Annotated in this window: 24 protein-coding genes; 14 read left to right on the top strand and 10 right to left on the bottom strand. The window is 73.5% G+C overall.

Going from position 1 to position 24148, the window contains the following annotated elements:
• The first annotated feature begins 32 nt into the window (after positions 1-32).
• Positions 33-1370 carry a solute carrier family 23 protein gene (locus ACIQFY_RS12230; protein ID WP_326496076.1) on the top strand — a complete coding sequence of 446 codons (1338 nt, stop codon included), beginning with the start codon at positions 33-35 and terminating at the stop codon, positions 1368-1370.
• Positions 1371-1473: 103 nt separating this feature from the next.
• On the opposite strand, the gene ACIQFY_RS12225 is transcribed toward ACIQFY_RS12230, so the two are convergent.
• Entirely contained in the window at positions 1474-2136 is a 663-nt protein-coding gene (locus ACIQFY_RS12225) for a GAP family protein (protein ID WP_326496075.1), read from the bottom strand.
• 61 nt (positions 2137-2197) lie between these two features.
• On the opposite strand from ACIQFY_RS12225, the gene ACIQFY_RS12220 reads away from it, so the two are divergent.
• The 3 genes from ACIQFY_RS12220 to ACIQFY_RS12210 are packed head-to-tail and all read left to right on the top strand — an operon-like array spanning position 2198 to position 5965.
• Positions 2198-3532 carry an MATE family efflux transporter gene (locus tag ACIQFY_RS12220; protein WP_326496074.1) on the top strand — a complete coding sequence of 445 codons (1335 nt, stop codon included), beginning with the start codon at positions 2198-2200 and terminating at the stop codon, positions 3530-3532.
• Entirely contained in the window at positions 3529-4773 is a 1245-nt protein-coding gene (locus ACIQFY_RS12215; protein WP_326496073.1) for a hypothetical protein, read from the top strand. Before ACIQFY_RS12220 ends, ACIQFY_RS12215 begins: the two co-directional genes overlap by 4 nt.
• Before the next feature lie 43 nt (positions 4774-4816).
• On the top strand, positions 4817-5965 hold the full coding sequence (locus ACIQFY_RS12210; protein WP_326496072.1) for an ATP-binding protein: 1149 nt from the start codon (positions 4817-4819) through the stop codon (positions 5963-5965).
• A gap of 39 nt (positions 5966-6004) precedes the next feature.
• On the opposite strand, the gene ACIQFY_RS12205 is transcribed toward ACIQFY_RS12210, so the two are convergent.
• Complete coding sequence (locus tag ACIQFY_RS12205) at positions 6005-7084, bottom strand: alpha/beta hydrolase (protein WP_400340270.1); 1080 nt, start codon at positions 7082-7084, stop codon at positions 6005-6007.
• A gap of 150 nt (positions 7085-7234) precedes the next feature.
• Between ACIQFY_RS12205 and ACIQFY_RS12200 the strand changes: the two genes are divergently transcribed.
• Complete coding sequence (locus ACIQFY_RS12200; RefSeq protein ID WP_326496070.1) at positions 7235-7621, top strand: DUF4190 domain-containing protein; 387 nt, start codon at positions 7235-7237, stop codon at positions 7619-7621.
• A gap of 46 nt (positions 7622-7667) precedes the next feature.
• Here ACIQFY_RS12200 and ACIQFY_RS12195 read toward each other — a convergent pair whose 3' ends face one another.
• Positions 7668-8822 (bottom strand): substrate-binding domain-containing protein, encoded by a 1155-nt coding sequence (locus ACIQFY_RS12195; RefSeq protein WP_400340268.1) that lies wholly within the window; start codon positions 8820-8822, stop codon positions 7668-7670.
• 126 nt (positions 8823-8948) lie between these two features.
• Here ACIQFY_RS12195 and ACIQFY_RS12190 point away from each other — a divergent pair, with 126 nt between their 5' ends.
• From ACIQFY_RS12190 to ACIQFY_RS12175, 4 genes are all read left to right on the top strand, one after another.
• Complete coding sequence (locus tag ACIQFY_RS12190; protein ID WP_326496068.1) at positions 8949-10340, top strand: MFS transporter; 1392 nt, start codon at positions 8949-8951, stop codon at positions 10338-10340.
• 9 nt (positions 10341-10349) lie between these two features.
• Positions 10350-11045 (top strand): endonuclease NucS, encoded by a 696-nt coding sequence (gene nucS, locus ACIQFY_RS12185; protein ID WP_066651293.1) that lies wholly within the window; start codon positions 10350-10352, stop codon positions 11043-11045.
• Positions 11046-11211: 166 nt separating this feature from the next.
• A complete protein-coding gene (locus ACIQFY_RS12180; protein WP_400340266.1) occupies positions 11212-11880 on the top strand; it encodes an HAD hydrolase-like protein in 669 nt (222 codons plus the stop codon).
• Positions 11881-11890: 10 nt separating this feature from the next.
• Complete coding sequence (locus tag ACIQFY_RS12175; RefSeq protein ID WP_326496066.1) at positions 11891-13138, top strand: MFS transporter; 1248 nt, start codon at positions 11891-11893, stop codon at positions 13136-13138.
• Positions 13139-13342: 204 nt separating this feature from the next.
• Here ACIQFY_RS12175 and ACIQFY_RS12170 read toward each other — a convergent pair whose 3' ends face one another.
• Both ACIQFY_RS12170 and ACIQFY_RS12165 read right to left on the bottom strand, forming a co-directional pair.
• Entirely contained in the window at positions 13343-14176 is an 834-nt protein-coding gene (locus ACIQFY_RS12170) for an NmrA family NAD(P)-binding protein (RefSeq protein ID WP_400340263.1), read from the bottom strand.
• 70 nt (positions 14177-14246) lie between these two features.
• Positions 14247-14888, bottom strand: coding sequence for a nucleoside/nucleotide kinase family protein (locus ACIQFY_RS12165; protein WP_326496064.1), 642 nt, complete (start codon positions 14886-14888; stop codon positions 14247-14249).
• 37 nt (positions 14889-14925) lie between these two features.
• Here ACIQFY_RS12165 and ACIQFY_RS12160 point away from each other — a divergent pair, with 37 nt between their 5' ends.
• A complete protein-coding gene (locus ACIQFY_RS12160; protein ID WP_400340261.1) occupies positions 14926-15294 on the top strand; it encodes a VOC family protein in 369 nt (122 codons plus the stop codon).
• Here ACIQFY_RS12160 and ACIQFY_RS12155 read toward each other — a convergent pair.
• Complete coding sequence (locus tag ACIQFY_RS12155; protein WP_326496063.1) at positions 15275-15631, bottom strand: hypothetical protein; 357 nt, start codon at positions 15629-15631, stop codon at positions 15275-15277. The genes ACIQFY_RS12160 and ACIQFY_RS12155 overlap by 20 nt on opposite strands.
• Complete coding sequence (locus ACIQFY_RS12150) at positions 15628-16062, bottom strand: NUDIX hydrolase (protein WP_066651264.1); 435 nt, start codon at positions 16060-16062, stop codon at positions 15628-15630. Before ACIQFY_RS12150 ends, ACIQFY_RS12155 begins: the two co-directional genes overlap by 4 nt.
• 305 nt (positions 16063-16367) lie before the next feature.
• Between ACIQFY_RS12150 and ACIQFY_RS12145 the strand changes: the two genes are divergently transcribed.
• Together ACIQFY_RS12145 and ACIQFY_RS12140 are read left to right on the top strand one after the other, a co-directional pair.
• The gene (locus tag ACIQFY_RS12145; protein ID WP_400340259.1) at positions 16368-17669 is read left to right on the top strand and encodes an alpha/beta hydrolase-fold protein; all 1302 of its coding nucleotides are present in this window, start codon (positions 16368-16370) and stop codon (positions 17667-17669) included.
• Between the two features lie 13 nt (positions 17670-17682).
• A complete protein-coding gene (locus tag ACIQFY_RS12140; RefSeq protein ID WP_326496061.1) occupies positions 17683-18444 on the top strand; it encodes a DUF4184 family protein in 762 nt (253 codons plus the stop codon).
• Between the two features lie 97 nt (positions 18445-18541).
• Here the strand turns inward: ACIQFY_RS12140 and ACIQFY_RS12135 are convergent, their stop codons facing one another.
• Entirely contained in the window at positions 18542-19129 is a 588-nt protein-coding gene (locus ACIQFY_RS12135; protein WP_400340257.1) for a TetR/AcrR family transcriptional regulator, read from the bottom strand.
• A gap of 161 nt (positions 19130-19290) precedes the next feature.
• Here ACIQFY_RS12135 and ACIQFY_RS12130 point away from each other — a divergent pair, with 161 nt between their 5' ends.
• Both ACIQFY_RS12130 and ACIQFY_RS12125 read left to right on the top strand, forming a co-directional pair.
• Positions 19291-19929 (top strand): AmiS/UreI family transporter, encoded by a 639-nt coding sequence (locus ACIQFY_RS12130; RefSeq protein ID WP_400340255.1) that lies wholly within the window; start codon positions 19291-19293, stop codon positions 19927-19929.
• Between the two features lie 31 nt (positions 19930-19960).
• Positions 19961-21205 carry an acyl-CoA dehydrogenase family protein gene (locus ACIQFY_RS12125; RefSeq protein ID WP_326496059.1) on the top strand — a complete coding sequence of 415 codons (1245 nt, stop codon included), beginning with the start codon at positions 19961-19963 and terminating at the stop codon, positions 21203-21205.
• An 88-nt stretch (positions 21206-21293) separates the two neighbouring features.
• Here the strand turns inward: ACIQFY_RS12125 and ACIQFY_RS12120 are convergent, their stop codons facing one another.
• Both ACIQFY_RS12120 and ACIQFY_RS12115 read right to left on the bottom strand, forming a co-directional pair.
• On the bottom strand, positions 21294-22616 hold the full coding sequence (locus ACIQFY_RS12120) for a carboxylesterase family protein (protein ID WP_400340253.1): 1323 nt from the start codon (positions 22614-22616) through the stop codon (positions 21294-21296).
• A 171-nt stretch (positions 22617-22787) separates the two neighbouring features.
• A complete protein-coding gene (locus tag ACIQFY_RS12115) occupies positions 22788-24083 on the bottom strand; it encodes an MFS transporter (protein WP_066651247.1) in 1296 nt (431 codons plus the stop codon).
• Between the last annotated feature and the right edge of the window lie 65 nt (positions 24084-24148).

Raw genomic sequence — 24148 nt, 5'->3', positions numbered from 1 at the left:
GCCAGCAGCCGCGCAGCCGCTACGGTGCTGCCATGGGACTCGGCTGGAAGCTGCACGGTGACGGCGCGACCGTCTCCTCCTCGACCATCGTGGCGCCGGACGAGCGCCTCTCCTGGGGTCGCACCATCGGGCTCGGCGTCCAGCACGTCGTCGCGATGTTCGGTGCCACCTTCCTCGTGCCGCTCATCACGGGCTTCCCGCCCTCGACGACCCTGCTCTTCAGCGGCGTCGGCACGATCCTCTTCCTGTTGATCACCGGCAACCGGCTGCCGAGCTACCTCGGCTCGTCGTTCGCCTTCCTCGCGCCGATCGGCGCCGCGACGAAGATCGGCGGCATCCCGCTCGCGCTGTCCGGGATCATCGTGGTCGGCGTGCTGCTCGCCCTGGTCGGCGCGATCGTGCACCTCGCCGGGGCCGGGTGGATCGACCGCCTGATGCCCCCGGTGGTGTCGGGAGCGATCGTCGCCCTGATCGGCTTCAACCTCGCGCCGGCCGCCCGCGACAACTTCGCGAAGGCCCCGGTCGTCGCGCTGGTCACCCTCGCGGCGATCATCCTGGTCACGGTGCTGTTCAAGGGACTGCTCGGTCGCCTGTCCATCGTCATCGGCGTCCTCGTCGGCTACGTCGCCGCCCTGCTCTCCGGCCAGGTCGACCTGTCGACGGTCAGCGCGGCCCCGTGGATCGGCCTGCCGACCTTCACCGCCCCGGCCTTCGACCCGGGCCAGCTCGCGATCTACCTCGGCTTCGTGCCGGTCGTGCTCGCCCTGGTCGCCGAGAACGTCGGTCACGTCAAGGGCGTCGGACAGCTCACCGGCCGTGACCTCACCCCGCTGACGGGTCGCGCGCTCTTCGCCGACGGCGTCTCGACCGTGCTCGCCGGTGCCGGCGGCGGTTCCGCCACCACGACCTACGGCGAGAACATCGGCGTGATGGCCGCGACCCGCGTCTTCTCGACGGCCGCGTACTGGGTCGCCGCGATCGTCGCGATCCTGCTGGGGCTGTCGCCGAAGGTCGGCATGGTCATCTCCTCGGTGCCGGCCGGGGTGCTCGGCGGTGCGACCACCGCCCTGTACGGCCTGATCGGCGTCATCGGCATCCGCATCTGGGTCGAGAACCGCGTCGACTTCGCCAAGCCGAAGAACCAGCTGACCGCCGGCATCGCGCTGATCATGGGCATCGCCGACTTCACGTTCTCGTTCGGCGGCGCGACCTTCGGCGGCATCATCGTCGGCACGGTCGCCGCGATCGTCGTCTACCACCTCATGGACCTGGTCGGGCGGGCCCGCGGCACGGACCCGGCGACGCCCCGGGCGTCGGACGAGGCGCGCGCCGCCACCGGGGCGATCCCGGCAGAGCCGCGCGCGGACTGACGGCGGGACCACCGGACGGGAGGCCCGTGGCGACCCCGCCACGGGCCTCCCGTCCGTTCCGTCCCCGGTCCGGTCCTGCGCGCACCCGCCCTGTCGGCCAGCGTCAGCGGAGACCGACCACGCCGACGGTGAGCTGGACCACCGCCAGGACGGCGAGCACCGCGACCAGTCCGACGGATCCCCACCGGGCGATGCCCGCGCGCATCGCGGCGAGCGGACGGCGAGCGCGACGACCGGCCGCGAGCACGAGGACCACGGGCAGCACCGTCGTCGACGCGGCGACCACGACGAAGGCTGCGCCGGCGAGCAGTGCCTCGCCGAGGTCGGGCTCGGCGCCCCCGAACGCGAGCCCCGCGGTCAGGGCGAGCACGACCGCCTTCGGGTTGCAGAACAGCAGCATCCCGAGCCCGAAGCCGTGCACCGGACCGACCCGCTCGACCACGTCCGCCCAGCGGGTGCTCGACGGGGAGCCGTCCGGCAGCCGGCGGACCGTCCACTGCCAGACCGCGAGCGCGGCGAGCACCACCCCGGCGACCACGGCGACGATCGCCTGGACGGACGAGCCACCGGCCGTCTGCACGGGGAGCCGCTCCCCCACCGCGACCGCCAGGACGAGCGCCGCGGCGACGGCCACGGTCCAGCCGGCGGCGCAGGCGACGGCCGGGGCGGAACCGCGACGGTGCCCGAGCAGGACGACCACGGACGCGACGGGCAGCGGGCTCAGGGCGATGCCGACGGCGCCGGGCGCGAGCGCGAGGAGGTCCACGCGCGCAGCGTACCGACGGCGGGACGGACCGGTGCTGCTCCGACTCCGGCAGGATGGTCCGGTGCCACGACCGACCTCGCCCGCCGCGACGACCGAGCGTCGGTCGGTCGACCGGGACATCGTCCGGCTCGCGCTGCCGGCACTCGGCGCGCTCGTCGTCGAGCCGCTCTTCCTGCTGACCGACACGGCGCTCGTCGGACACCTCGGGGCGACGGCGCTGGCTGCCGTGGGCCTCGCGAGCGTCGTGCTGCAGACGGTGACCGGACTGCTCGTCTTCCTGGCGTACTCGACGACCCCCGCGGTGGCCCGGGCGCTGGGCGGCGGCGACCGTCGCGGAGCGGTGCACGCCGGCATCGACGGCATGTGGCTCGCGCTCGGGCTCGGTGTCGTGCTCGCACTCGTCGGCTGGCCGCTCGCCGGACCGCTCGTCGAGCTGTTCGGCGCCTCGGCGGAGGTCTCGACCGCGGCGACCGCGTACCTGACGGTGTCGCTGATCGGGCTCCCCGGGATCCTGGTCGTGACGGCCTCGACCGGACTGCTGCGGGGCCTGCAGGACACGCGGACACCCCTCGTCGTGGCGACGATCGGCTTCGTGGCGAACGGGCTGCTCAACGCCGTGCTCATCTACGGTGCGGGCTGGGGCGTCGAGGGGTCTGCCGCGGGCACCGTGATCGTGCAGTGGGCGATGGCCGCCGTGTACGTCGTGATCGCCGTGCGTGCGGCCCGGGCATCGGGTGCACCGCTGCGACCGGGGGCGTCCGGCGTCGTGCGGGCGCTCCGGTCCGGGGCATGGCTGTTCCTGCGCACGGCGTCGTTGCGCGTGGCGATGCTCGCGACCGTGGCGACCGCCTCGGGCCTGGGCACGACCGGCCTGGCGACGACCCAGGTCGGTCTCACGGTGTTCTCGACCCTGGCCTTCGCACTCGACGCCCTGGCGATCGCCGGACAGGCGCTCGTCGGCCACGGGCTCGGCGCGCGCGATCCGGCCCGGGTGCGGCTGGTCACGCGCCGGCTCGTGCTGCTCGGCATCGTCGGCGGGACACTGCTCGGGGTTCTGACCCTCGCGGTGAGCGGACTGCTCGGACCGGTCTTCTCCGACTCCGCCGCGGTGCGCTCGGCCCTGCCGCTCGTGCTCGTCCTCATCGCCGTCGGGATGCCCGTCGCCGGCTACGTGTTCGTGCTCGACGGCGTGCTCATCGGTGCCGGGGACGCGCGCTACCTCGCCGTCGCCGGGCTCGTGAACCTGGTCGTGTACCTGCCGCTGCTCTGGTGGGTCGGCGGGACGCTCGCCGGGCTCTGGGCGGCCTTCGCGCTCGGCTACATCGGCGTCCGGGCGGTGACCCTCGGGGTGCGGGCGCACCGTCGGGGCTGGGTCGAACAGGCGCTGGCGCGGTGAGCGGGCACACGCGCGGGCGCGCGCACGGGCACGGGCGCGTCGCGTCGTCGGCGCTGCTCGCCACCGTCGGCATCGGCGTGCAGGGGCTCGCGAAGCTGCTCGTCACCGTCGTCGTCGGCCGGGTGTTCGGCACCGAGACCCTCGGGCAGACCACCGCCCTGCTCTCCCTGTCGGTCTTCACCGCGCTGCTCTGGCCGAACGCCGCGGGGAACACCGCGTCGAGGGTGCTGGCGATCGCTCTGCGCGGACGTCGCTCGGACACCGCGGTGAACCGGCTGCTCGGGGCCTCGATGGCGGTGTCGAGCGCCGTGCTCGCCGCCGTGACCGTGCCGGTCGCGCTCGCCTGGGGAGCGAGCCCGGGCATGGTCGTCGGCGGGGTCGGGGTCGTCGTCGGGTACGGCCTGTACTGCTACGCCCGCGGAGCGCAACTCGGGTACGACCGTGCGCCACGCGTCGCACTGTGGGACACGGTCACGAGCCTGCTCGCCCTCGGCCTGCTCGTCGCGGCGTGCGTCACCCGCCTCGAGCCGCTCGTGCTGCTGCCCCTGGCGATCGGCTACACCGTGTTCGCGATCGCCTGCTGGCCGCGGGGGAACCGCGCCGTCGGCGCACCGGAACCGACCGCGGGGGTGCTCGCCTTCGCGGCCTGGAACGTGCTCGCGGTCGTGACCTCGAACGGGCTGCTGCAGCTGACGATGATCTCGGCGCAGGTCTCCGTCTCGGCGCACGAGGCCGGTGTCTACGCGGCGGCGTTCACCCTGGCGACCCCGGCGTCGATGGTCGGCCAGGCGCTGGGCCAGGTCCTCGTGCCCGCGTTCGCCCACCGCTCGGACGGCGGGTCGCTGCGCTCACGCGGGGTGCTCCTGCTCGTCGGGGGCTTCACCGGCGGGACCGCCGTGGTGTTCGGGCTCGTGGCGTGGCTCGCCGGGTGGTTCCTGCCGCTCGTCTACCCCGCCGAGGGGGCCGAGGCCGTGTCGGACCTGCGGTACCTGATGGTCGGCGTGTGGGTGTTCACCGTCGGGCTCGTGCCCGCGGCACTGCTGCTCGCGTCCGGGCGGTCGCGGCAGGTGGCACTGGCGTCGGTCGCCGGGTTCGTCGTCGGGGTGGTGCTCATGGCGGTGCTCGCTCCGACGTGGGGCGTGGCCGGGGGCAGCACGGGGTTCCTGGTCGGGAGCGCGGTGAACCTCGTCGCCGTGGTCGTGCTCGGGCTGCGCGGGCCGCGGGTGGGAGGAGTGCGATAGATTGTTATGAAAGACGTCTTTCATAACAGATCATCGGAGGCCCATGCAGCCGAGCCCCTACACACCGGGTGAGATCGCCCGCACCGTTCCCGGGCGCGCCCTCCAACTCGCCGATCTGGACGAGCGCCTGTCAGTCCTGGTCGACCTCCACCGTCTGGTGGGTCGGATCCGGGTGGACCACGCCGCGCGAGGCTTCGGGAAGACGTCACTGCTCCGCGAGTACCAACGCCGGGCTTCTGCGCGCGGCGCGGCCACCGTGTGGGTGACGGCAGGTGAACCGCAAGGGCTCGTCGAGCAGATCCTCGACGAGTTGCGGCGGACCGTCGGAGCTACCGGCGCCCCGCACGGCAGGGCTCTCCGCGAGAAGGTCGAGTCACTCCGGCTCTCGCTCGGGGTGCCGGGCGTCGCCACCGCGACGGGGACCTTCCGCTCGAGGGCTCCGGAGGACGAGCGCGCTCGTGCGGGCGCCCGCGGCCTTGAGGACGTCATCCAGGCCGCCACGACGGAGCGCCCGCTCGTCATCTTCGTCGACGAGATCCAGTCAGCGGACGCGGCAGGCCTCCGCACGCTGGTCTACGCCTGGCAACACCTCCAGGCGGAGGGCACGGACGTCCCCGCCGCGGTCTTCGCTGCTGGACTGCCGAACGCGCCGGAGACCATCGCCGAGATCGTCACCTTCAGCGAACGCCTCGCGTACCGACCGCTCGGCCCCCTGCATCGTGATGCCGAGGAGATCGCGCTGGTCGGACCGGCTCGCCTCCTCGGAGTGCAGTGGACGCCGGAAGCCGTCGACCGCGCGTTGTCGATCGCGCAGGGTTACCCGTACTCCGTCCAGCTCATCGCCGACTCCGCGTGGGCGGCTGCAGGGCGGCCCGATCCGGGAGCGGTGATCGACGTCGGTTCGGTCGAGACCGGACACCGTTCCATGCAGGCCGACCTGGAGGCGCTCTTCCGGGCGAGGTGGTCGGCGTGCTCGACCTCGGAACGGCGTCTGCTGACGGCGATGGCACGGCTCGGCGACGGTCCGACTTCGCGGGCGTCGATCGCGGAGGCGCTGGGGACCGGGACGAACCAGCTCTCCACGCCGCGGGCGCGGCTCATCGACAAGGGACTCGTGCAACCAGCCGACCGGGGGATGCTCCAGTTCACGATCCCCGGATTCGCCGCCTTCATCCGTTCCGAGTACTCCTGAGCGACCGGCGGCCGGAGCCCTCGAGTGGCGAGCGAGCCGTCAGGACGCCGCGAGTCCCACGCGCGGCTCCAGCCACGCCATCCCGGCAGCGATGGCCGCGCGTGCCATCGCCCAGTCGTGCCCACCTCCCGGCACGATCCACCGCGTCACGTGCATGCCCGCCGCAGCAGCGTGCGCGGCGACCACGGGCATCGCCGGACCGTAGTGCCGGTCCAGCTGCGCAGCGGTGAAGAACGCGGACGTCCCGGTGTAGGAGCCGTGCTGGGCCATCACCGCGATCGGTTGCGCCGCACGCCAGGCCGCGACGCTGCCACCGAACCCGTGCAGGGTCTCGGCGCGGGTCAGCTCGGTCGGGCCCAGCTCACCGGAGACGTCGATCACGTTGCCGAAGCGCTGTGGGTCGCCCGCCCCGAGCTGGATCGCGCAGGTACCGCCCTGCGAGAAGCCGCCGACGGTCCACGCCGTGGCACCGGTCTGCACGCGCAGGTGACTCGTGATCCACGCGGGGACGTCCTGCTCGAGGTACGTCCGGCTGTTGCCGAGCGGCCCGTCGACGCACATCGGGTTGCCCGATCGTGGACCGAGCTGATCGGGCACGACGACGATCGGCGCGAGGCCGCGGTGCAGGCCGGCGAGCGCATCCATGGTGTGTGCGATGTGCCCGCCGGTCTCGACGTCGTCGGGGCCGGCGCCCCGTGACTGCCCCGACATGAGGACGGTGACGGGGAGTGGCGGCGGATCGGCGACCAGTGCCGCCGGTGGGAGCCAGAGCAGGGCGTCCCGCGCGACGAAGTGCGACCGGGTGCCCGGGATGGCGACGTGCAGCAGGCGCCCCTGCTGCGGGAGGTCGGCGGGCGGGGTCCACGTCGTCGCGAGGTCGACGCTCGACGGTTCGTGCGACGTCGGGCGCTCCGTGGCGGGGATGCCGCGGGAACTCGTCGGCACACTCCGGGTGCGCTGCGGCGCGATCAGCGTCGCGCTCGGTGCCGGAGCAGCAGCCGCCTGGTCCGACGACCCCACCGATCGCACGACGACGACGGTGAGCGCGACCGAGACGAACGCGACCACGAGGACCACGACGAGCCACACCAGGTCCCGGGAACGATCGATCGGCTGCACGTGACGGAGCGTAGGGAGCGCTCCTCGTGAGCAGTCGGTGGCAGGGGCCTGCGGCGCTGAGGAAACCCCCAACCGACACCCAGCCGGGGCCGCGCTCTGCCATCCGCTACCGTTGGGGCACGCGACAGCGGACTCGACGAGGGGGAACCGATGAGTGACGACCAGCACCCGGGCCAGGGGAACCAGGGCCAGCACCAGCCGCAGTACGCGCAGCAGCAGCAGTACGCGCAGGCACCGCACTACGGGCAGCCGACGCACGTGACGGTCGGCTACCAGCCCGCTCCGCCGCGTGGTCTGAGCATCGCGAGCATGGTGCTCGGCCTGGTGTCGATCGTCCTGGGGTTCACCTTCCTCGTGCCGCTGGTCGGGTTCGTCCTCGGCATCGTCGGCCTCCGGAAGGAACCCGCCGGTCGCGGGATGGCGGTCACCGGTCTGATCCTGAACGGGCTCTTCGTCGTGGGGTGGGCGCTGCTCGTCATCTTCGTGATCGGCATCGGCGCAGCAGGCATCGCCACCAGCGGCACCTCGGGCGCCTAGCCCCCAGCGCTCCAGCAGGAGGCGCGCGGGTCGCGGACCCGGGCGCTCAGTCGCCGATCGCCCGGCGCACCGGCCCCGTCGTGTCGCCCACGCGCAGCTCCGACCGGAAGGCCGCCGGCTGGGGCTCGTCGCCCTCGAGCATCGCGAGCGCGGCGCGTGCGGCGGCGCGACCCTTCTGCTCGAACGGCTGCACCAGCGTCGTGAGCTGCCGGATCGGCGAGCGGTGGAGCAGGCTGTCGTCGACCGTGATGCCGTCGAAGCCGACGACGCTGACGTCCTCGGGCACCCGGAGTCCCGCGTCGAGCGCTGCCGAGACCACCCCGACGGCGAGCAGGTCGCTCTGTGCGATCACCGCGCTCGGGACCGGTCCGTCGCCGGTGAACAGTGACTGTCCGGCGATCCGGCCCTCCTCGACGGAGCTGGCGGCGGCCTCGACCGCGACGGCGTCGGGGTAGACGCCGCGCACACCACGGAGACGCTCCAGGGTGGTGTGGGCGACCCCCTCCGCCTCGCGCGCTGCGTCGACGGGGCCGCGGCGGCGCTCGGCGTCGAGCGGGAGGGTGACGACGGTGACCGCGGTGTGCCCGAGCTCGCGCAGGTAGTCGGCGGCACGACCGGAGGCCTCGCGGTTGTCGAGCTGGACGGGGACCGCGCCCTCGATGTCGTCGGCCTCGATCGCGACGACGGGCATCTGCCGTCGGCGGAGCACGGCGACCGCAGGGTCGATCCGCACGTTGCACCCGACCAGGACGACGGCGTCCATCGGGGCGTCGACGATCGGCCCGGCGCCGTGCTCGTCGTCGAGGGGACTGCGCACGAGGAGCAGGGAGGCGCCCGCCTCGCCCGCGACCTCGGCGATGCCGTCGAGCGTCAGGACGTTGACCGGGTCGCGGAACGCATCGCTCAGCCGCTCGTCCATCACGACACCGATCACCCCGGACCGGCCCCGGCGGAGCGAGCGCGCCCGCGGGTCCGGGCCCCCGTAGCCGAGCTCGGCAGCGGCGGCGAGCACCCGGGCCCTCGCGTCCTCGGACACCGGGCCGGCACCGCTGAAGGCGAGGGAGGCGGTCGACGGTGCGACCCCCGCTGCACGGGCGACCGCGGCGAGCGTCGGTCTGGGCCCACGGCGCACGGGACCGTCGGCGTGGTCGCGGGGGTTCGTCGCCCCGGACGCGCCGGGTGCTGTTGCCGGGTGGTCCATCGCCCGTTAGCGTAGTCACATGAACCGGTCGAATCGATTCGACCGGACAGCCGCAGGCAGGAACCCGATCAGGGACGGCCTCGCCGGCGGCCCACGACACGACCAGCACGAGACCGGAAGCTCCGCATGACGACGACGTCCACCCGAACCGCCCCGACGACCCGCACCTGGATCATCGCGGTCTTCGTGGCCTTCACGCTGTCCGGTCTGGCCATCGCCACCTGGCTCGGCCGCATCCCCAGCGTGCGCGACTCCCTCGGTGCCACCACCTTCGAGATGGGGCTGCTGGTGCTCGGCATGGCGGTCGGTTCGATCGGCGGCCTGACCTTCGCCGGCCACATCGTCGCGAAGGTCGGCGCCCGCCGGGGCGTGCAGGTGGCGTCGGCTTGCCTGGCGGTCGGCCTCGTCTTCGCGGGCGTCGCCGTCTCCGCCGGCTGGGGCTTCGCCGCGATCTGGATCGGTCTCATCGCGTTCGGCTTCGGCAACGGACTGGTCGACGTGTCGATGAACGTCTCCGGCGCCGCCGCCGAGAAGGCCGGTGGGCGCACGATCATGCCGCTCTTCCACGCCGCGTTCAGCGTCGGCACGCTCGCCGGTGCCGGGCTCGGCGCCCTGACCGAGGCGCTCGACGTCCCCGTCGTGCTGCACTTCGCGGTGCTCGGCGTCGTGGTCTGCCTGGTCATGCTCGCGGCGGCGTCGCGCTTCGGGGACGAGCACCGGTACGAGGAACACGAGTCCACCGCGACCAGCCCGACCCCGGTGCAGCTGACGCGCTGGCAGGTCTGGGCACAGCCGTCGACGCTCCTCATCGGTGTGATCGTGCTCGGCATGGCGCTGGCCGAGGGCTCCGCCAACGACTGGCTGCCCCTCGCCATGATCGACGGGCACGGGCTCGACAACGCCGCCGGCTCCGCCGTGCTCACGGTGTTCCTCGCCGCGATGACCGCCGGACGCATCGCGGGCAGCCCGCTCATCGACCGGTTCGGCCGGGTGCCCGTGCTCCGCGTGAGCGCCGCCGTCGCCGTGGTCGGCCTCGGGCTGCTCATCTTCGTGGACGTGATCCCGATCGCGATCGTCGGTGTCGTCCTCTGGGGCCTCGGTGCGAGCCTCGGCTTCCCGATGGGCATGTCCGCCGCCGCCGACGACCCCCGCTCGGCAGCGCTCAAGGTCAGCGCCGTGGCGACGATCGGCTACGTGGCGTTCCTCGCCGGTCCGCCGCTGATCGGGTTCCTCGGCGAGCACATCGGCCTGCTCGGCGCGCTGCTCGTGGTGTTCGTGTTCATCATTGCCGCCGGCCTGGCATCGGGTGCGGCGCGCGAGACCGGCGCGGCGGCCGAGACGCTGCGGAAGCGGCGCGGACGCGACGACGGTGACCACGGGGCGGCACGCGACCAGCAGCCGGACGCGGCGCAGTCCGGCGGGGGCGAGCCGCGCCTCCAGACCGACCGCCCGCACCACGGGACGGACGACACGGTGGCGGACCCCGCCGCGTCCGGTGGGACGCGCACCGACCGTTAGGATCGCCGGGTGCGTCTCGTCATCGCCCGCTGCTCCGTCGACTACGCCGGACGCCTGTCGGCCCACCTGCCGCTCGCGACCCGTCTGCTCATGCTCAAGGCGGACGGCTCGCTGCTCGTCCACTCGGACGGCGGCAGCTACAAGCCGCTGAACTGGATGAGCCCGCCGTGCTCGATCGAGATGACCGAGCCCGACGAGGAGCAGGCGAGCGCCGGCATCACCCAGGTCTGGACCGTCACGCAGAAGAAGACGCAGGACAAGCTCATCGTCAGCCTGTACGAGGTCGTCGCGGACGAGAGCCACGACCTCGGCGTCGACCCCGGTCTGGTGAAGGACGGCGTCGAGGCGCACCTGCAGCAGCTGCTCGCCGAGCAGATCGAGCTCCTCGGCGACGGGCACACGCTCGTCCGACGTGAGTACATGACGGCGATCGGTCCGGTCGACATCCTGGCGCGCGACGACGCGGGCGCGAGCGTCGCGGTCGAGATGAAGCGCAACGCCAACATCGACGCCGTCGAGCAGCTCACGCGGTACCTCGAGCTCATGAACCGCGACCCGCACCTGCGGCCGGTGCAGGGCGTCCTGGCCGCGCAGACGGTCGCACCGCAGGCCCGCACGCTCGCCGAGGACCGCGGCATCCGCGTCCTCGTGCTCGACTACGACGCGATGCGCGGCATCGAGGGCGGGCACACCCGCCTGTTCTGACGGTCGCCTGGCGTGCTCGGCACGCGTTCTGCGACACCGCACCCGTCGATCGACGCGTGCGATGTCGCAGGACCGGCACCGAGCCGGGAGGCTCGCCCCACCGCCCTGCGCGCCCACCGGCCCGCCCCGTGGCCGGCCCCACCGCCGCGACTAGGCTGGTCAGGACATGACGCGCCCCTACACCGCCATCCTGTTCGACCTCGACGGGACCATCAGCGACTCCGCCCCGGGGATCCTCGAGAGCATGACGCACACCTTCCGCACGGTCGGCGTGCCCGTGCCGGACCACGCGACGCTGATGTCGTTCGTGGGCCCGCCGATCATGGACACCTTCCGGACGGCGATGGGCATGGACGACGCCGGTGCGGAGCGGACGCTCGCCGTGTACCGCGAGCACTACCTGTCGCACGGGGCCCTCGACTCGGCGATGTTCACGGGCGTGGACGTCGTGCTCCGCACCCTGCACGAGGCCGGACTGCCGATGTCCACCGCGACGAGCAAGCCCGAGACACCGGCCACGGTGATCCTCGACCACTACGGCCTGACCGGGTACTTCGACTTCGTCACCGGTGCGAGCGACGACGAGGTCCGGAGCGCCAAGGCCGACGTCGTCGCCGAGGCCCTGCGACGACTCGAGGCGGCCGGCCACGACGTCAGCCGCCCGGTGCTCGTCGGCGACCGGCTGCACGACGTCGAGGGCGCCCGCGTGCACGGCGTGCCGGTCGTCTTCGCCGAGTGGGGCTACGGCTCCCCCGCCGAGGCCGAGGGCACCGTCGCCCGTGCCGCCACCCCGCTCGACCTGCTGCCGATCCTGCTGCCGGACGCGGCGGCGTGAGCAGGGACCGGTGAACACCGTCGCCCGTCGCGGACTCCGCGGTGCGGCCTGGCTGCTGCCGGCGGCGATCGTCCTCATCGCCCTCAACCTGCGCGGGCCGATCGTGGCCCCGGCGCCGGTCATCGGCGACCTGCGCGTGGACCTCGGGCTGACCGCGACGATCGCCGGGCTCCTGACGACGATCCCGGTCCTGTGCTTCTCGCTGGCGACGCCGTTCGCCAGCTGGGTGATCGCGAAGGCCGACCCGGAGCGTGCGGTGTCGCTGGCGCTCGTGATCGTGCTCGCGGGCACGGTCGTCCGGTCGACCCCGTCGGCGGCGGCGCTCCTGGTCGGCACCGCGATCATCGGCATCGGCATCACGATCGGCAACGTCGTGATCCCGGTGGTCATCCGACGGGACACCTCGCCCGAGCGCGTCGGGCTGGTGACCGGCGTGTACACGTCGGCGCTCAACGTCGGGTCGATGATCACCTCGCTCGGCACCGCCCCGATCGCTGCCGCGTGGGGGTGGCCGGTCGCCATCGCCGTGTGGGCGGTGTTCGCCGTCGTCGCCGGGGCCGCGTGGACGTACGCGGTCGGGGCGCGCGCGGCGTGGCTCCGGCCGTCCCGGGTCGAGCCCGTGGTCGCGACGGGTCCGGTCGAGCTCCTGACCGAGACCGGGTCGATCCGCACGCTGCCGGCAGCGTCGGAGCCCGTCCGACCCGCGCGCCGGCTCATCACGTGGGGGCTGACGCTGGCGTTCGGCGGGCAGGCGTTCTCGTACTACGCCCTGACCGCGTGGATCCCGACGCTGCTGCACGACGAGATCGGCTTCTCGGCGGAGTCCTCGGGCGCGAGTTCGTCCGTGTTCCAGATCCTGGCGGTGGTCGGCGCGCTCGGCGTCCCGGTGCTCGCGACCCGCTGGGCGCCCCGCGCGATCATCGCCCTCGTCGCCTTCCTCTGGCTCGCGATGCCCCTCGGGCTGCTGTTCGCGCCGCAGCTCTGGCTGCTCTGGTCGGTGCTCGGCGGAGCGGCGCAGGGCGGCGGGATCACGGTCGTCTTCATCATCGTCGTGCGGATCGTCACGAGCGACGACGACGCCCGGCGGATGTCCGCGTTCGTGCAGGGCGGCGGGTACCTGATCGGCTCGGCGGGACCCCTCGTCGCCGGGGCCCTGCACGGCGCGACCGGGAGCTGGACGGCCCCGCTGCTCGTCGTGCTCGTCGCGGTGCTGACGCTCGGCGTCGCGGGGACGCTCGCGGCCCGACGCGTGCGCTGACGCGGCGCAGCGGCGCAGCGCGACGCGGCGGCGAAGCGCGGCGATCGGCCCGTACTCGAGGACGTGGTTCGACGCGCTCGCGAACAACCGACGGCACGTCGCACCACGGAAGGACGTGGTGCGACGTGCCTCCCGTCGTGCAGCAGCACCCGCAGCAGTACCCGCGGTCGACACGGCGGACGCGCCCCGTGCCTCCCGGCCGGGTCAGTCCGCCTGCAGCACCTCGCGCAGCGACAGCGGCCGACGGCCGGTCACCCGCTCGACGTCCGTCGAGACGTGCGCGAGCGCACCCTCGGCGATCGCCGTGTAGGTGCTCACCCACGCGTCCGCCTGCCACGGTTCCGGGTTCCATCGCGCACGCGAGGCGTACGCCTCCGCCACCGTCTCCGGCTGGTACGTCACGGCGCGGCCGCGCACCTCGGACACGGTGGCGGCCGCCTGGGCGAGGGTGATCGCCTCCGGTCCGGTGAGCTCGTACGTCCGGTCGACGTGGTCCGACGGGTGCAGCAGCACCTCGGTCGCGACGCGCGCGACGTCCGCCCGCGCGACAGCGGCCATCGCGCCGACACCAGCCGGTCCGCGGATCACGCCGTCCTCGCCGACCAGGTCCTCGACGAAGTCCAGGTAGAACGAGTCCCGCAGGAACGTGTGCCGCATCGAGGTCTCCTCGATCGCCTGCTCGGTCGCCCAGTGGTCGCGGCCGAGGGTGAAGGTGGCGTCCGGTGCCGCACCCACGAACGACGTGTAGACGACGTGGGCGACGCCCGCGTCCGCGACTGCGGCCACGAAGGCGCGGTGCTGGTCGAGGCGGTCCTGCGCCTCGGCGCCGGAGACCATGAGCAGCAGGTCGGCGCCCTCGAGCGCGGCGCGGGACGCGGTCGCGTCGGCGTACGAGGCGACCGCGACCTCCGCTCCCGGCAGCTCGGGTGCCCGGGCCGCGTCGCGGACGAGCATGCGGATCGGCGTGCCCGCCCGGGCGAGCGCGCGGGCGACGGCCCCGCCGATGTTGCCGGTGGCTCCGGTGATGGCGATGGTCATGGTCGCTCCTGTCCTTCGGTGCTGCTGGTCGGGTGGCTCGGGTCGGGCCGCCCTGGTCGTCCGGCTCCGGTCAGGTCCGGACCGTCCGGGAGGCTCGGGTCACCGTGGCAGCGACCCTCGCCGCGTTCACGCCGTCGACCTCGAGCGCCCAGGTCCGGGCCGACTCGTGGTCGCGTCCGTGCCGCACGTGTCGGCCCACCAGACGGTCGACGCGGACACGATCGTCCACGACGCACGCCCACGTCTCGGTGAAGAGGTCGGGCAGCACGGACCACGGCGCGTCGGTGTCGAGCAGGTAGTTGCCCTCGGAGACGACGAGCCGGGTGCTCCGCGGCACGGCGATGCTGCCGGCGACGGGCTCGTCGACGCGGCGGTCGAAGTCCGGCGCCCAGACGACGTCGTCGTCCGCGACGACCAGACGACGGACGAGGGCGACGTAGCCGGCCGCGTCGAAGGTGTCGATCGCGCCCTTGCGGTCGTGCCGGCCGAGGGCGTCGAGTGCCGCGTTCGCCAGGTGGAAGCCGTCCATCGGGACCTGCACCGCGGTGCCGGGCCCGTGCGCGGCGTCGACGGCGACGACGATCCGGCGTGCCAGCGTCGACTTGCCCGCCCCGGGCGCCCCCGCGATGCCGAGCACCGCGCGGCCGGGAACCGCGGCGAGCGCCACCGCCCGCTCGACGGCGGCGTCGACGGACAGCTCGGTCGGGGTCACCGTCCCATCCTGACAGGAGCGGTGGTTCACTGGCCGCATGGTCGATGCGACGACGGCGTTCAGCGGGTTCTCGGTGCGTGACGTCCCCGGGGCGCGGGCGTTCTACGAGGGCGTCCTCGGGCTGCCGGTGAGCGAGGACCACGGCATGCTCGTGCTGCACGTCGGCTCCGGCGCCGGGGTGCTCGTCTACCCGAAGGGGCCCGCGCACGAGCCGGCGTCGTTCACGGTGCTGAACTTCCCGGTGCCGGACGTCGACGCCGCCGTGGACGAGCTGTCGGTGAAGGGCGTCACGTTCCTGCGCTACGAGGGCGTGACCGACGAGCGCGGGGTGAACCGGCACGGCGGTCCGCTCATCGCGTGGTTCACCGACCCGTCGGGCAACGTGCTCAGCGTGCTCGAGGGCTGATCCGGTCCCACGCGTCGCGCACGGGGCCGGGTGGCAGCACCGCGGCGACCTCGGCGGTCAGGCTCGCCAGGGCTGTCAGGTGCTCGGGCAGGAGCAGGTCCCACGGCGGGGGTGCGACACGCTCGAGCGACCGGAGCGTGGCGGTGTCGGGACCGGTGCCCCACTGCTCGGCGAGGGCGTGCACGAGGACGTCCTGCTCCAGGCGCAGCTCGCGCAACCGGTCGAGCAGCCGGCGGACGCGGTCGGGGTCGGGGTCGGCCGCAGCGGTGACCAGGTCGCCGAGCAGCGCCCGCTCGTCCCAGAGCCGGGCGGACAGGTCGGTGGCCTCGCCGCTCACGGTCGTCGAGCCCAGCCGAGGGCGATCGGCACGAGCAGCCCGTGCCGCCGGTGGGGCAGCTCGGCGACCGGGACCCACGCGGCCTCGTCGGTCGAGCCGTCCGTCTCGCTGCGCAGCTCGCCGCCGGTGACGGTCACGCGGAACACGACCTGCACCGCCTTCATCGGCCGCCCGTTGTCGTGCATCCGGCGCTCCTTCGGCACGATGTGGTGCCGGACGCCGAGGAGCGGACCGCACGTCGCCTCGTACCCGGTCTCCTCGAGGACCTCGCGCACGACGGCCTGCTCGACGGTCTCGTCGAACTCGACCCCGCCGCCCGGCAGCGTCCACGTGCCGGCCTCGGGGACCCGCAGTCGGGCCAGGAGCACACGGTCGCCCTCGGTGATCACGCCGTAGGCGGCGAGCCGGGTGTCGTAGTCCGTGTACTCCATCCGCCGACCTTGCCAGGATCCCCTGGAGGGCACACCCAGACGCGCCGCCCTCCACCGTCCGGTGCGGGGACGGTGCGGTCCTCCGCACGGTCGGCGGACCACCCGGGCCTGGCCGCTCGGACAGCTCCGGACCGTCGGCCGGCCACCCCCCGTGCAGGATCGCTCAGGATCAGCCGGGAGACCGCCGGGGACGGGCTCCCCGCTGCCGGTCCGGACACCTCGGCTCGCTACCGTCGCTGGACCACGCCGCTCCTGTCCCGTCACCCGCCGGGTGCCCGAGAGCGTCCCGACCGTCGGACCCGCCCGTGACCACCCTGCCGCTCCTGTCCGCCCACGTGCTGCTGCCCGTCGACGCCCTGACCCTGGTCGCCGCCGTCCTCGTCCTCACCGCCGTCCGCCGCTCCTGGCGCTGGGCAGCCGTCGCGATCGTCGCGGGTGCGCTGGTCGGGACCCTGCTCTCGTGGTTCCTCGGCGACGTCCTCGACGTGCTCGGCGTCCCGCCGACCTGGGTCGACCGGGTCTGGACGGGTGTGGTGTGCGCACTGCTCGGGGTCGCGGTCGTCGGACTCGTCCGCGGTGGCCGGGCACCGCGGCGCCGGTTGCTGACCCGGGTGGTCGCCGCGCTGCTGGTCTCCCTCGCCCTGGTGTCCGGCGGACTGGCGGTGAACCGGGACGCCGGGCTCTTCCCCACGATCGCCGACGCACTGGGGCAGTCACACGTGCCGCCCCTCCGCCTGCCGGACGACCCGGCCCCGGGATCGGCCCCGGTCGACGCCGCGAGCTGGCGACCGCCGCGCGACATGCCGGCCCACGGCCGTTACGGTTCGGTACGGATCCCGGGCACCGTGTCGCACTTCCACGCCCGACCCGCGATCGTCTGGCTCCCCCCGGCCGCCCTCGTCGAGCACGCCCCGGAGCTGCCCGTCGTCGTGATGCTCTCCGGGCAGGGACCCGGCGCCGCTCCGGCGAACATCGTCGAGGCCGGCCGCATGGCGACCCGGCTCGACGCGATCGCCCACCGGCACCGCGGACTCGCACCGATCGTCGTGATGCCGGACCAGCTCGCCCGGGCATCGAACAACCCGATGTGCGTCGACGGTCCGCTCGGGAACAGCGCCACCTACCTGACGCGCGACGTCCCGACCTGGGTCCACGAGCACCTGCACGCTGCCGCCGGCGGGGCGGACTGGGCCATCGCGGGCTTCTCGCAGGGAGGCACCTGCGCCCTGCAGCTCGGGGCCGGCCGGCCCGACCGGTTCGGTTCGTGGATCGACGTCTCGGGACAGATCGGGCCGGTCCTGCAGGGTCGCGACGACACCGTCTCGAGGGGTTTCCGCGGTGACCGGGCGGCGTACGAGGCCGCGCAGCCGCTCCGAGTGCTCGCCGAGCGGGCGCCGTACCGCGACTCCGCCGCGTTCGTCGCGGCCGGTGCGGACGACAGCCGGTACGGACCGGTCGTCCCGCGGGTCGTGGCGGCCGCACGTGCAGCCGGCGTCACGGTGACGGAGCGCATCATCGAGGACGGTGGCCACGACTGGCACACCGCCGGTGTCGCCCTGGCCGAGGGCGTCGAGTGGTTCGTGCACCGTACGCACCTGGCCCGATGACGAGGACGTGACGGTGCCCTTCACCGTCAGCCACGCGGTCGTCGCCCTGGCAGCACGTCGCCTGCCCGTGCCGGTCGCCGCCGTCGCGATCGGTTCGATGGCGCCGGACACGGTGCTGTTCGCGCCGTTCCTGCCGCCCTACGAGGACGCGCACTCGTGGTGGGGCGTCCCGACCATCGACCTCGCCGTCTCCCTCGTGGTGCTCGCCACGTGGTGGTTCCTCGTGCGGCCAGCATGGTCACCGGTCGTCCCGGGGCTGCGTCGGCGTCTGCCGCGGGGCTGGGGTCGCCGGCCGTCGCTCGGTGCACGCGACGTGCTGCCGGTGGTCGTGGGCTGCCTGCTCGGCAGCGTCACGCACGTCGTGTGGGACAGCTTCACCCACGAGCACGGCTTCGTGGTCCGGGCCTGGCCCGCACTGCGGGACGCCGCCGTCGGCGGGTACCCGCTGCCCTTCCTGCTGCAGGACCTGTCGAGCGTGCTCGGGCTGCTCGCCCTGCTCGTCGTCGCGGCGGTGTGGTGGCGACGCGCCGACGTCCGGCCGGTCGGGCCCCTGCGCCCCGTCGAGCGGGTCGTCCCGGTCGCGGCCCTGGCCGTGGTCGTCGTCCTGGCGCTGGCCGTCGGGGTGCGGTCGTTCCTCGCCGGCGGCGGGATCGGTGGCGTGGTCACCGCGCTGGCGTTCCGGGTGCCGGCACTCGTCGCGGTCGCCCTGGTCGTGGGTGCCGTCGTGCTGCTCGTCGGGCGTGGACTCCGCGGCCACGGGACACGCGGGTCCTAGGACCCGGCACCGGCAGGGCGCTGCGTGAACGTCCGGGTGCCCGCGGGTACCGGCAGGGCGCTGCGCGAACGTCCGGTGCCCGCGCTGCCGGCTCCCCTCAGGCTGCGACGGCGGCGGCGGCGGCCCAGCCGGCCCGCATGCGTGCGACCGCCCGGTCCCACCCGGCGAGCAGGTCGGCGTCGTCGCGGAGCATCGCCTGCAGCTGCAGCCCCTCGAAGAGCGCGACGAGCTGCTCGGCGGCGTGCCGCGGAGCAGCCCCGCGGGACTCACGACCGGCGACGACGTCCCGCACGAGGGCGAGGGTCACGTCCTCGAAGAGCATCGTGTACTGCTGCCGGAACCACCCCGACGCCGGGTGGCCCGGGGTCGAGGTCGCGCTGAGCAGCGCGACGCGGACCCGCACGACCGCGGGGTGTCGGTGTCCGCGGTCGAGCCGGGCTCGGAGGTACGCGACGGCCCCCTCCTGCTCGGCGACCCCGCGGAGCGCATCGCGGCCGTCCTTGGTCCACCGGTCGACGACGGCCACGACGAGCAGCTCCCACGACGGGAACACGCGGTGCACCTCGGCCACCGTGACGTCGGCGGCCCGGGCGACGTCGTCCGGGCCGACCGTGTGGAAGTCGCCGTCACGGAAGGCATCGGCGGCACCGGAGACGATGCGGGCGCGGAGGTCGGCGTCGGGCATGTGGTCGATCCTGCCCACGGAGCGGTGTGCGCGCGACCTCCCGTCCGGGGGCGAGCGACGTCGGGAGCAGCAGTGAGCGCCCCACGTCACGGATCGTCACCGTCGGACACAGTGCGACACAACCCTTCCGCGGCGGTCCCCTCGCTGCCACGGTCGTCGCCATGGCGTACATCTGCTTGGTGCTCTCCGGAGCGGCACTGCTCATCAACGGGCTCACCCTGCTCGGTCGGGTCCCCGGCCGTGACAGCGGTGTGTTCAACGTCCTGATCGGCGGGCTGCAGCTCGTGCTGTGCACGGCCGTCTCCGTCACGGCCGACGGGTCACTGCCCGTCCTGCTCTCGATCGCGGAGACGTTCCTCTTCGGCCTCACCTACCTGTACGTGGGGATCGACGCGCTCGCGGGGCTCGGCTCGACGGGGCTCGGCTGGTTCTGCGGCCTCGTCGCAGCGATCGCCGTCGTCTTCGCGGTCACGAACGTCACCGTCGACCCGGTCCTCGCCGTGCTGTGGGCGACCTGGGCCGGGCTCTGGACGCTCTTCTTCCTCCTGCTCGCCCTGGGTCGTGACCTCGGCCGGTACACCGCCTGGGCCCTCGTCCTCGCCAGCCAGACCACCACGACCGCGCCGGCGCTCCTCGGGCTCTCCGGTCGGTGGCCGGCCGGGGCCGCGTGGACCGTCGGCGCCGCCCTGGTCGCGCTCGTCGTCTTCGTCGGCGCGGCCGTGCTCTCCCGACGCGGGGGTCGCAGAGCACCGTCGACCCCCGCCCAGCCCCAGGTCGTCACACCGACGGCCACCGCCTGAACAGCACACGCAACCCGGAAGGCACGACACCATGACCGACACCACGGCCGACCAGCTCGGCACCGCCCAGACCACCGCACCGGTCGACTACGAGACCCTTGCCGGTCGCTTCCGGCCGATCTTCGACCGCATCGCCGCCGGCGCCTCCGAGCGGGAGCAGGACCATCGGCTCCCCTTCGACGAGATCCGCGAACTCGCAGCCGCCGGGTTCGGCGCGGTCCGCGTCCCCGTCGCGTTCGGTGGCGCGGGCGCGACCCTCCCGCAGCTCTTCCGCCTGCTCACCGAGCTCGCCGCCGCGGACAGCAACATCCCGCAGGCCCTGCGCGGGCACTTCGCCCTCGTGGAGGACCGTCTCGTCGGGCGCTCCGGTGAACGCGATGCCTGGCTCGGACGCTTCGGTCGGGGCGAGATCGCCGGCAACTCCTGGACCGAGGTCGGGGCCGTGCAGGTCGGCGACGTCGTCACGAAGGTCACGCCGCAGGACGACGGCACCTTCCGCGTCAGCGGGCAGAAGTACTACTCGACGGGCAGCATCTTCGCGGACTGGATCGACACGTACGCGGAGCGCACCGACACCGGCGAGCGGGTCATCGCGATCGTCGACGCACACCAGCCGGGGGTCGCCCACTCGGACGACTGGGACGGCTTCGGCCAGCGGACCACGGGCTCGGGGACGAGCACGTTCACCGACGCCGTCGTGCAGGCCGACGCGGTCGTGCTGTTCGACGACCGGTTCAAGTACCAGACCGCGTTCTACCAGGCGGTGCTCCTCACCGTGCTCGCCGGCTCCGTCCTGGCCGCCGAGCGGGAGATCGCGCTGCAGGTCAGGAACCGCAACCGGGTGTTCTCGCACGGCAACGCCGACACCTTCGCCGCGGACCCGCAGATCCTGCAGGTCGTCGGCGAGGTGTCCGCGGCCGGATTCGCGGCGACCGCGATCGTCGACCGGGCAGCCGAGGCGCTGCAGGCCGCGTACGAGGGTGCTGCCCTCGACGAGGCAGAGGACGAGCGACGCAACGACCGCGCCGAGCTCGCGACCGCACAGGCGCAGGTCTCGCTCACGTCCCTCGCGACCACGGCGACGTCACACCTGTTCGACGCCCTCGCGGCCTCGGGTGTGAGCACGACGAAGAACCTCGACCGGCACTGGCGGAACGCCCGCGCCGCGGGGAGCCACAACCCGTGGGTGTTCAAGGCCCGGATCGTCGGCGACCACGCCGTCAACGGGGTCGAACCGCCCCGGGTCTGGGCGATCGGGGCGACGCGTCGCGGCTGAGCACCGCGACACCGCAGCACACCGTCGCAGGGGTCGGGGCCGAGTGCCCCGGCCCCTCGCGGTGCAGCCGGTGCGGGCCCGGTGGAGGTCACCCCCGGTCGAACACCAGCGTCTCGTCGTCCGCCGCCGTCACCCGTCCGGTCCGCGCGAACTCCGCCCAGACCGCCCGGAACGCCCGCCCGCGCCGTTCGACCTCCGGCCAGTCCCGCTCCGGCACGAAGCGACTGCCCACCCACGCCGACCGACCGCCGAGCAGCAACGGCAGGTCGCTCATGTGCACCGCACCGACCGGCGCCACGGACGGGTGCCGCAGCAACCGGTAGACCGTCGCCCGTCCACCGGCGGCCCGGTGACGGTCGGCGAAGCGCCGCGCATCGCGGCCGTAGATCACCTCGGACAGGGGCCGCACGAGCAGCCAGCGCAGCAGGGGTCGGACCAGGCGGGACCGCGCGGCCGTCCGGAGCCCCGGGACGAGCGGCACGTACATGCCCGCCTCGTCCGAGCCGGACCCGATGAGCACGTCGACCTCCGGTGCGACCGACCGCCAGGCCCGGTCGGTGTCGCGCTCGGCGGGCAACGGTGCGAACCCGTACTGCGTGCCGAACGGCATGCCGCCGGCCAGGCCGTACCGGCCACCGGCCTTCGTCGCGAGGGCCTGCCGCTCGAGGACCTCGTCGAGCGACGTGTCCGCCGCGACCGACCCGACGGCCCGGACCATCGCCCGGTTCATCCGCGCCCGCCCTCGCGAGAGCCCGAGCGGCGCGCTCTGCACGATCGCGCGGCGGAACAGGCCGCGGGCGCCCTCGCTGATCATGAGGTGCGCGATCGCGTCGGCTCCGGCGGACTGCCCGGACGCGGTGACGGAGTCGGGGTCCCCGCCGAACGCGGCGATGTTCCGCTGCACCCACCGGAACGCCTCGACCAGGTCGAGCAGTCCGAGGTTGGCCGGCACCGTCTCGCCGTCACCGAGGAACCCGAGCACCCCGAGCCGGTAGGTCACCGTGACGACGACCACGCGCTGCTCGGTCACCAGGTCGTGGGCGTCGTGGATCGGCAGGTCACCGCCGCCGAGCACGTAGGACCCGCCGTGCACCCAGACCACCACGGGCAGGAGCTCGTCGGGTCGGACGTCCGAGGGCACCGTGATGCTGAGTCGCTGGCAGTGCTCGTCGACCTGCAGGTGGTCCATCGACGGCAGGAGCTGGTCGACGAACTGCGCGCTCGGCTGCGGTGGGACGGGCGCCGGGGTGTCCGCGCGGAACGGCCCGCTGAACGGCGGTTGCGGCGACGGCGGCGCGAAGCGGTCGGCCTGCGCGTAGGGGATCCCGAGGGCGCGGGTCACGTCGCCGTCGACGACCGCCTCGATCGTGCCGGCCGGGGAGTCGAAGGAACGGGTGTCGGTGGAGCGCACCGACCCACGGTAACGACGCGACCTGCGGACCGACGGTGGACGCCAGACGAACGGACCGGAGGCGCGGTGCCAGCTGGCACCGTCCTCCCTCGCAGGCTCGGTCGGCGCGCCCCGCCCAACGCTTCGCGTTGCCGCTGAGCGGGGCGCGCCAGTCCGTCAGTGCGACGGGCGTCAGCGGACCCGCTTGATCGGGATGACCACCAGCGCACCGAGCAGGGCGACGATGCCGGCGGCCCAGCACATGAGCTCGTAGTTGTCCGGGTGGCTGCTGCCGATCTTCAGGAAGAAGAGCGAGATCGCGGGTGCGAGCGACTGCGGCAGCGCGTTCGCGATGTTGATCACACCGAGGTCCTTGCCCGGGCGGTCGGCGTTCGGCAGGACGTCCACGACCAGGGCCGTGTCGATGGCCGAGTAGATGCCGTAGGCGAAGCCCATGACGACCTCGGCGACGTAGAAGCCCGTCACGGTGTCGGCGTGGGCGAGGATCACCAGGCCGACCGCGAACAGCGCCGTCGATCCGCCGACGAAGACCTTGCGGCGGCCGATGCGGTCCGACGCCCAGCCGGAGAGTGCCGCGCTGACGAGCAGGGCGAGCGTGTAGAGGAGCACGCCGAACGCGACCGCCTCGGTGGCCTCCTTCAGGTCCGCGATCCCGAGGTGCTCCTGCATGTAGAGCAGGCGGTAGGTCGTGAACATGAACGTCGCCAGGATGATCAAGAACCGCGACCACCACGCGAACGCGAAGTCGGGGTTCTTGATCGGGTTCGTCCAGAACGACGAGATGAGGTTGATCCAGGTGAACGGCTTGAGCTTGTAGGTGGGCAGGTCGTCACGGGCGACCAGGGCGTACACGACGACCAGGACGATCGCCAGGATGCCGGGAGCGATGAACAGCACCGGCAGGTTCGCGACGAAGAACACCGACAGGTAGGTGCCGGCGAGCACGGCGATGTTCTGCGCCAGGGCGATGATGCTCGACGCCCGGCCGCGCTGGAGCTGCGGCACGTTGTCGGCGAAGCTCGCGAGCAGGGTGGCGAGCGTGGCGTTCGCGGCGAGCTGCGCGAGCAGCCAGCCGAGCGTCAGGTTGAGGACGTCGGGCGCGTAGGCGATCCAGGCGAGCGCGATCGCGAAGACGACGACACCGCCGAGCAGCCATGGGCGGCGGCGGCCCCAGCGCGTGCGGGTCCGGTCGGACAGCGCGCCGGCCAGCGGGTTCATGATGAGTGCACCGAACGCGCCGATCGGCAGCACGGAGCCGATGACGTTCGCCGCGTCGTCGCCGACCAGGGCCTGTGCCTTGATCTGCATGCTGACGTAGACCGGGGCCATGAGCGCCACGAACAGGCCGAACTGTCCGAGGAACAGGGCGACCTGGTAGCCGATCCCCACCTTGACGGTGCTGACGGGCTGGGTGATGCCCGCTTCCGGGTCCAGCAGTGCGGGGCTGCCGGGTTCGGGTGTGCTCATGACGCCTCCTTGAGTCGATCGGAAACCTTGTACTGCAAGGTTTTCCGTCGGCGAGCATACATCGC

Source organism: Curtobacterium sp. NPDC092190, from assembly GCF_044755625.1.
Lineage (GTDB): Bacteria > Actinomycetota > Actinomycetes > Actinomycetales > Microbacteriaceae > Curtobacterium.
The sequence above is the reverse complement of the archived record's forward strand: the minus strand, read 5'-3'. Positions and strand labels throughout refer to the sequence as shown.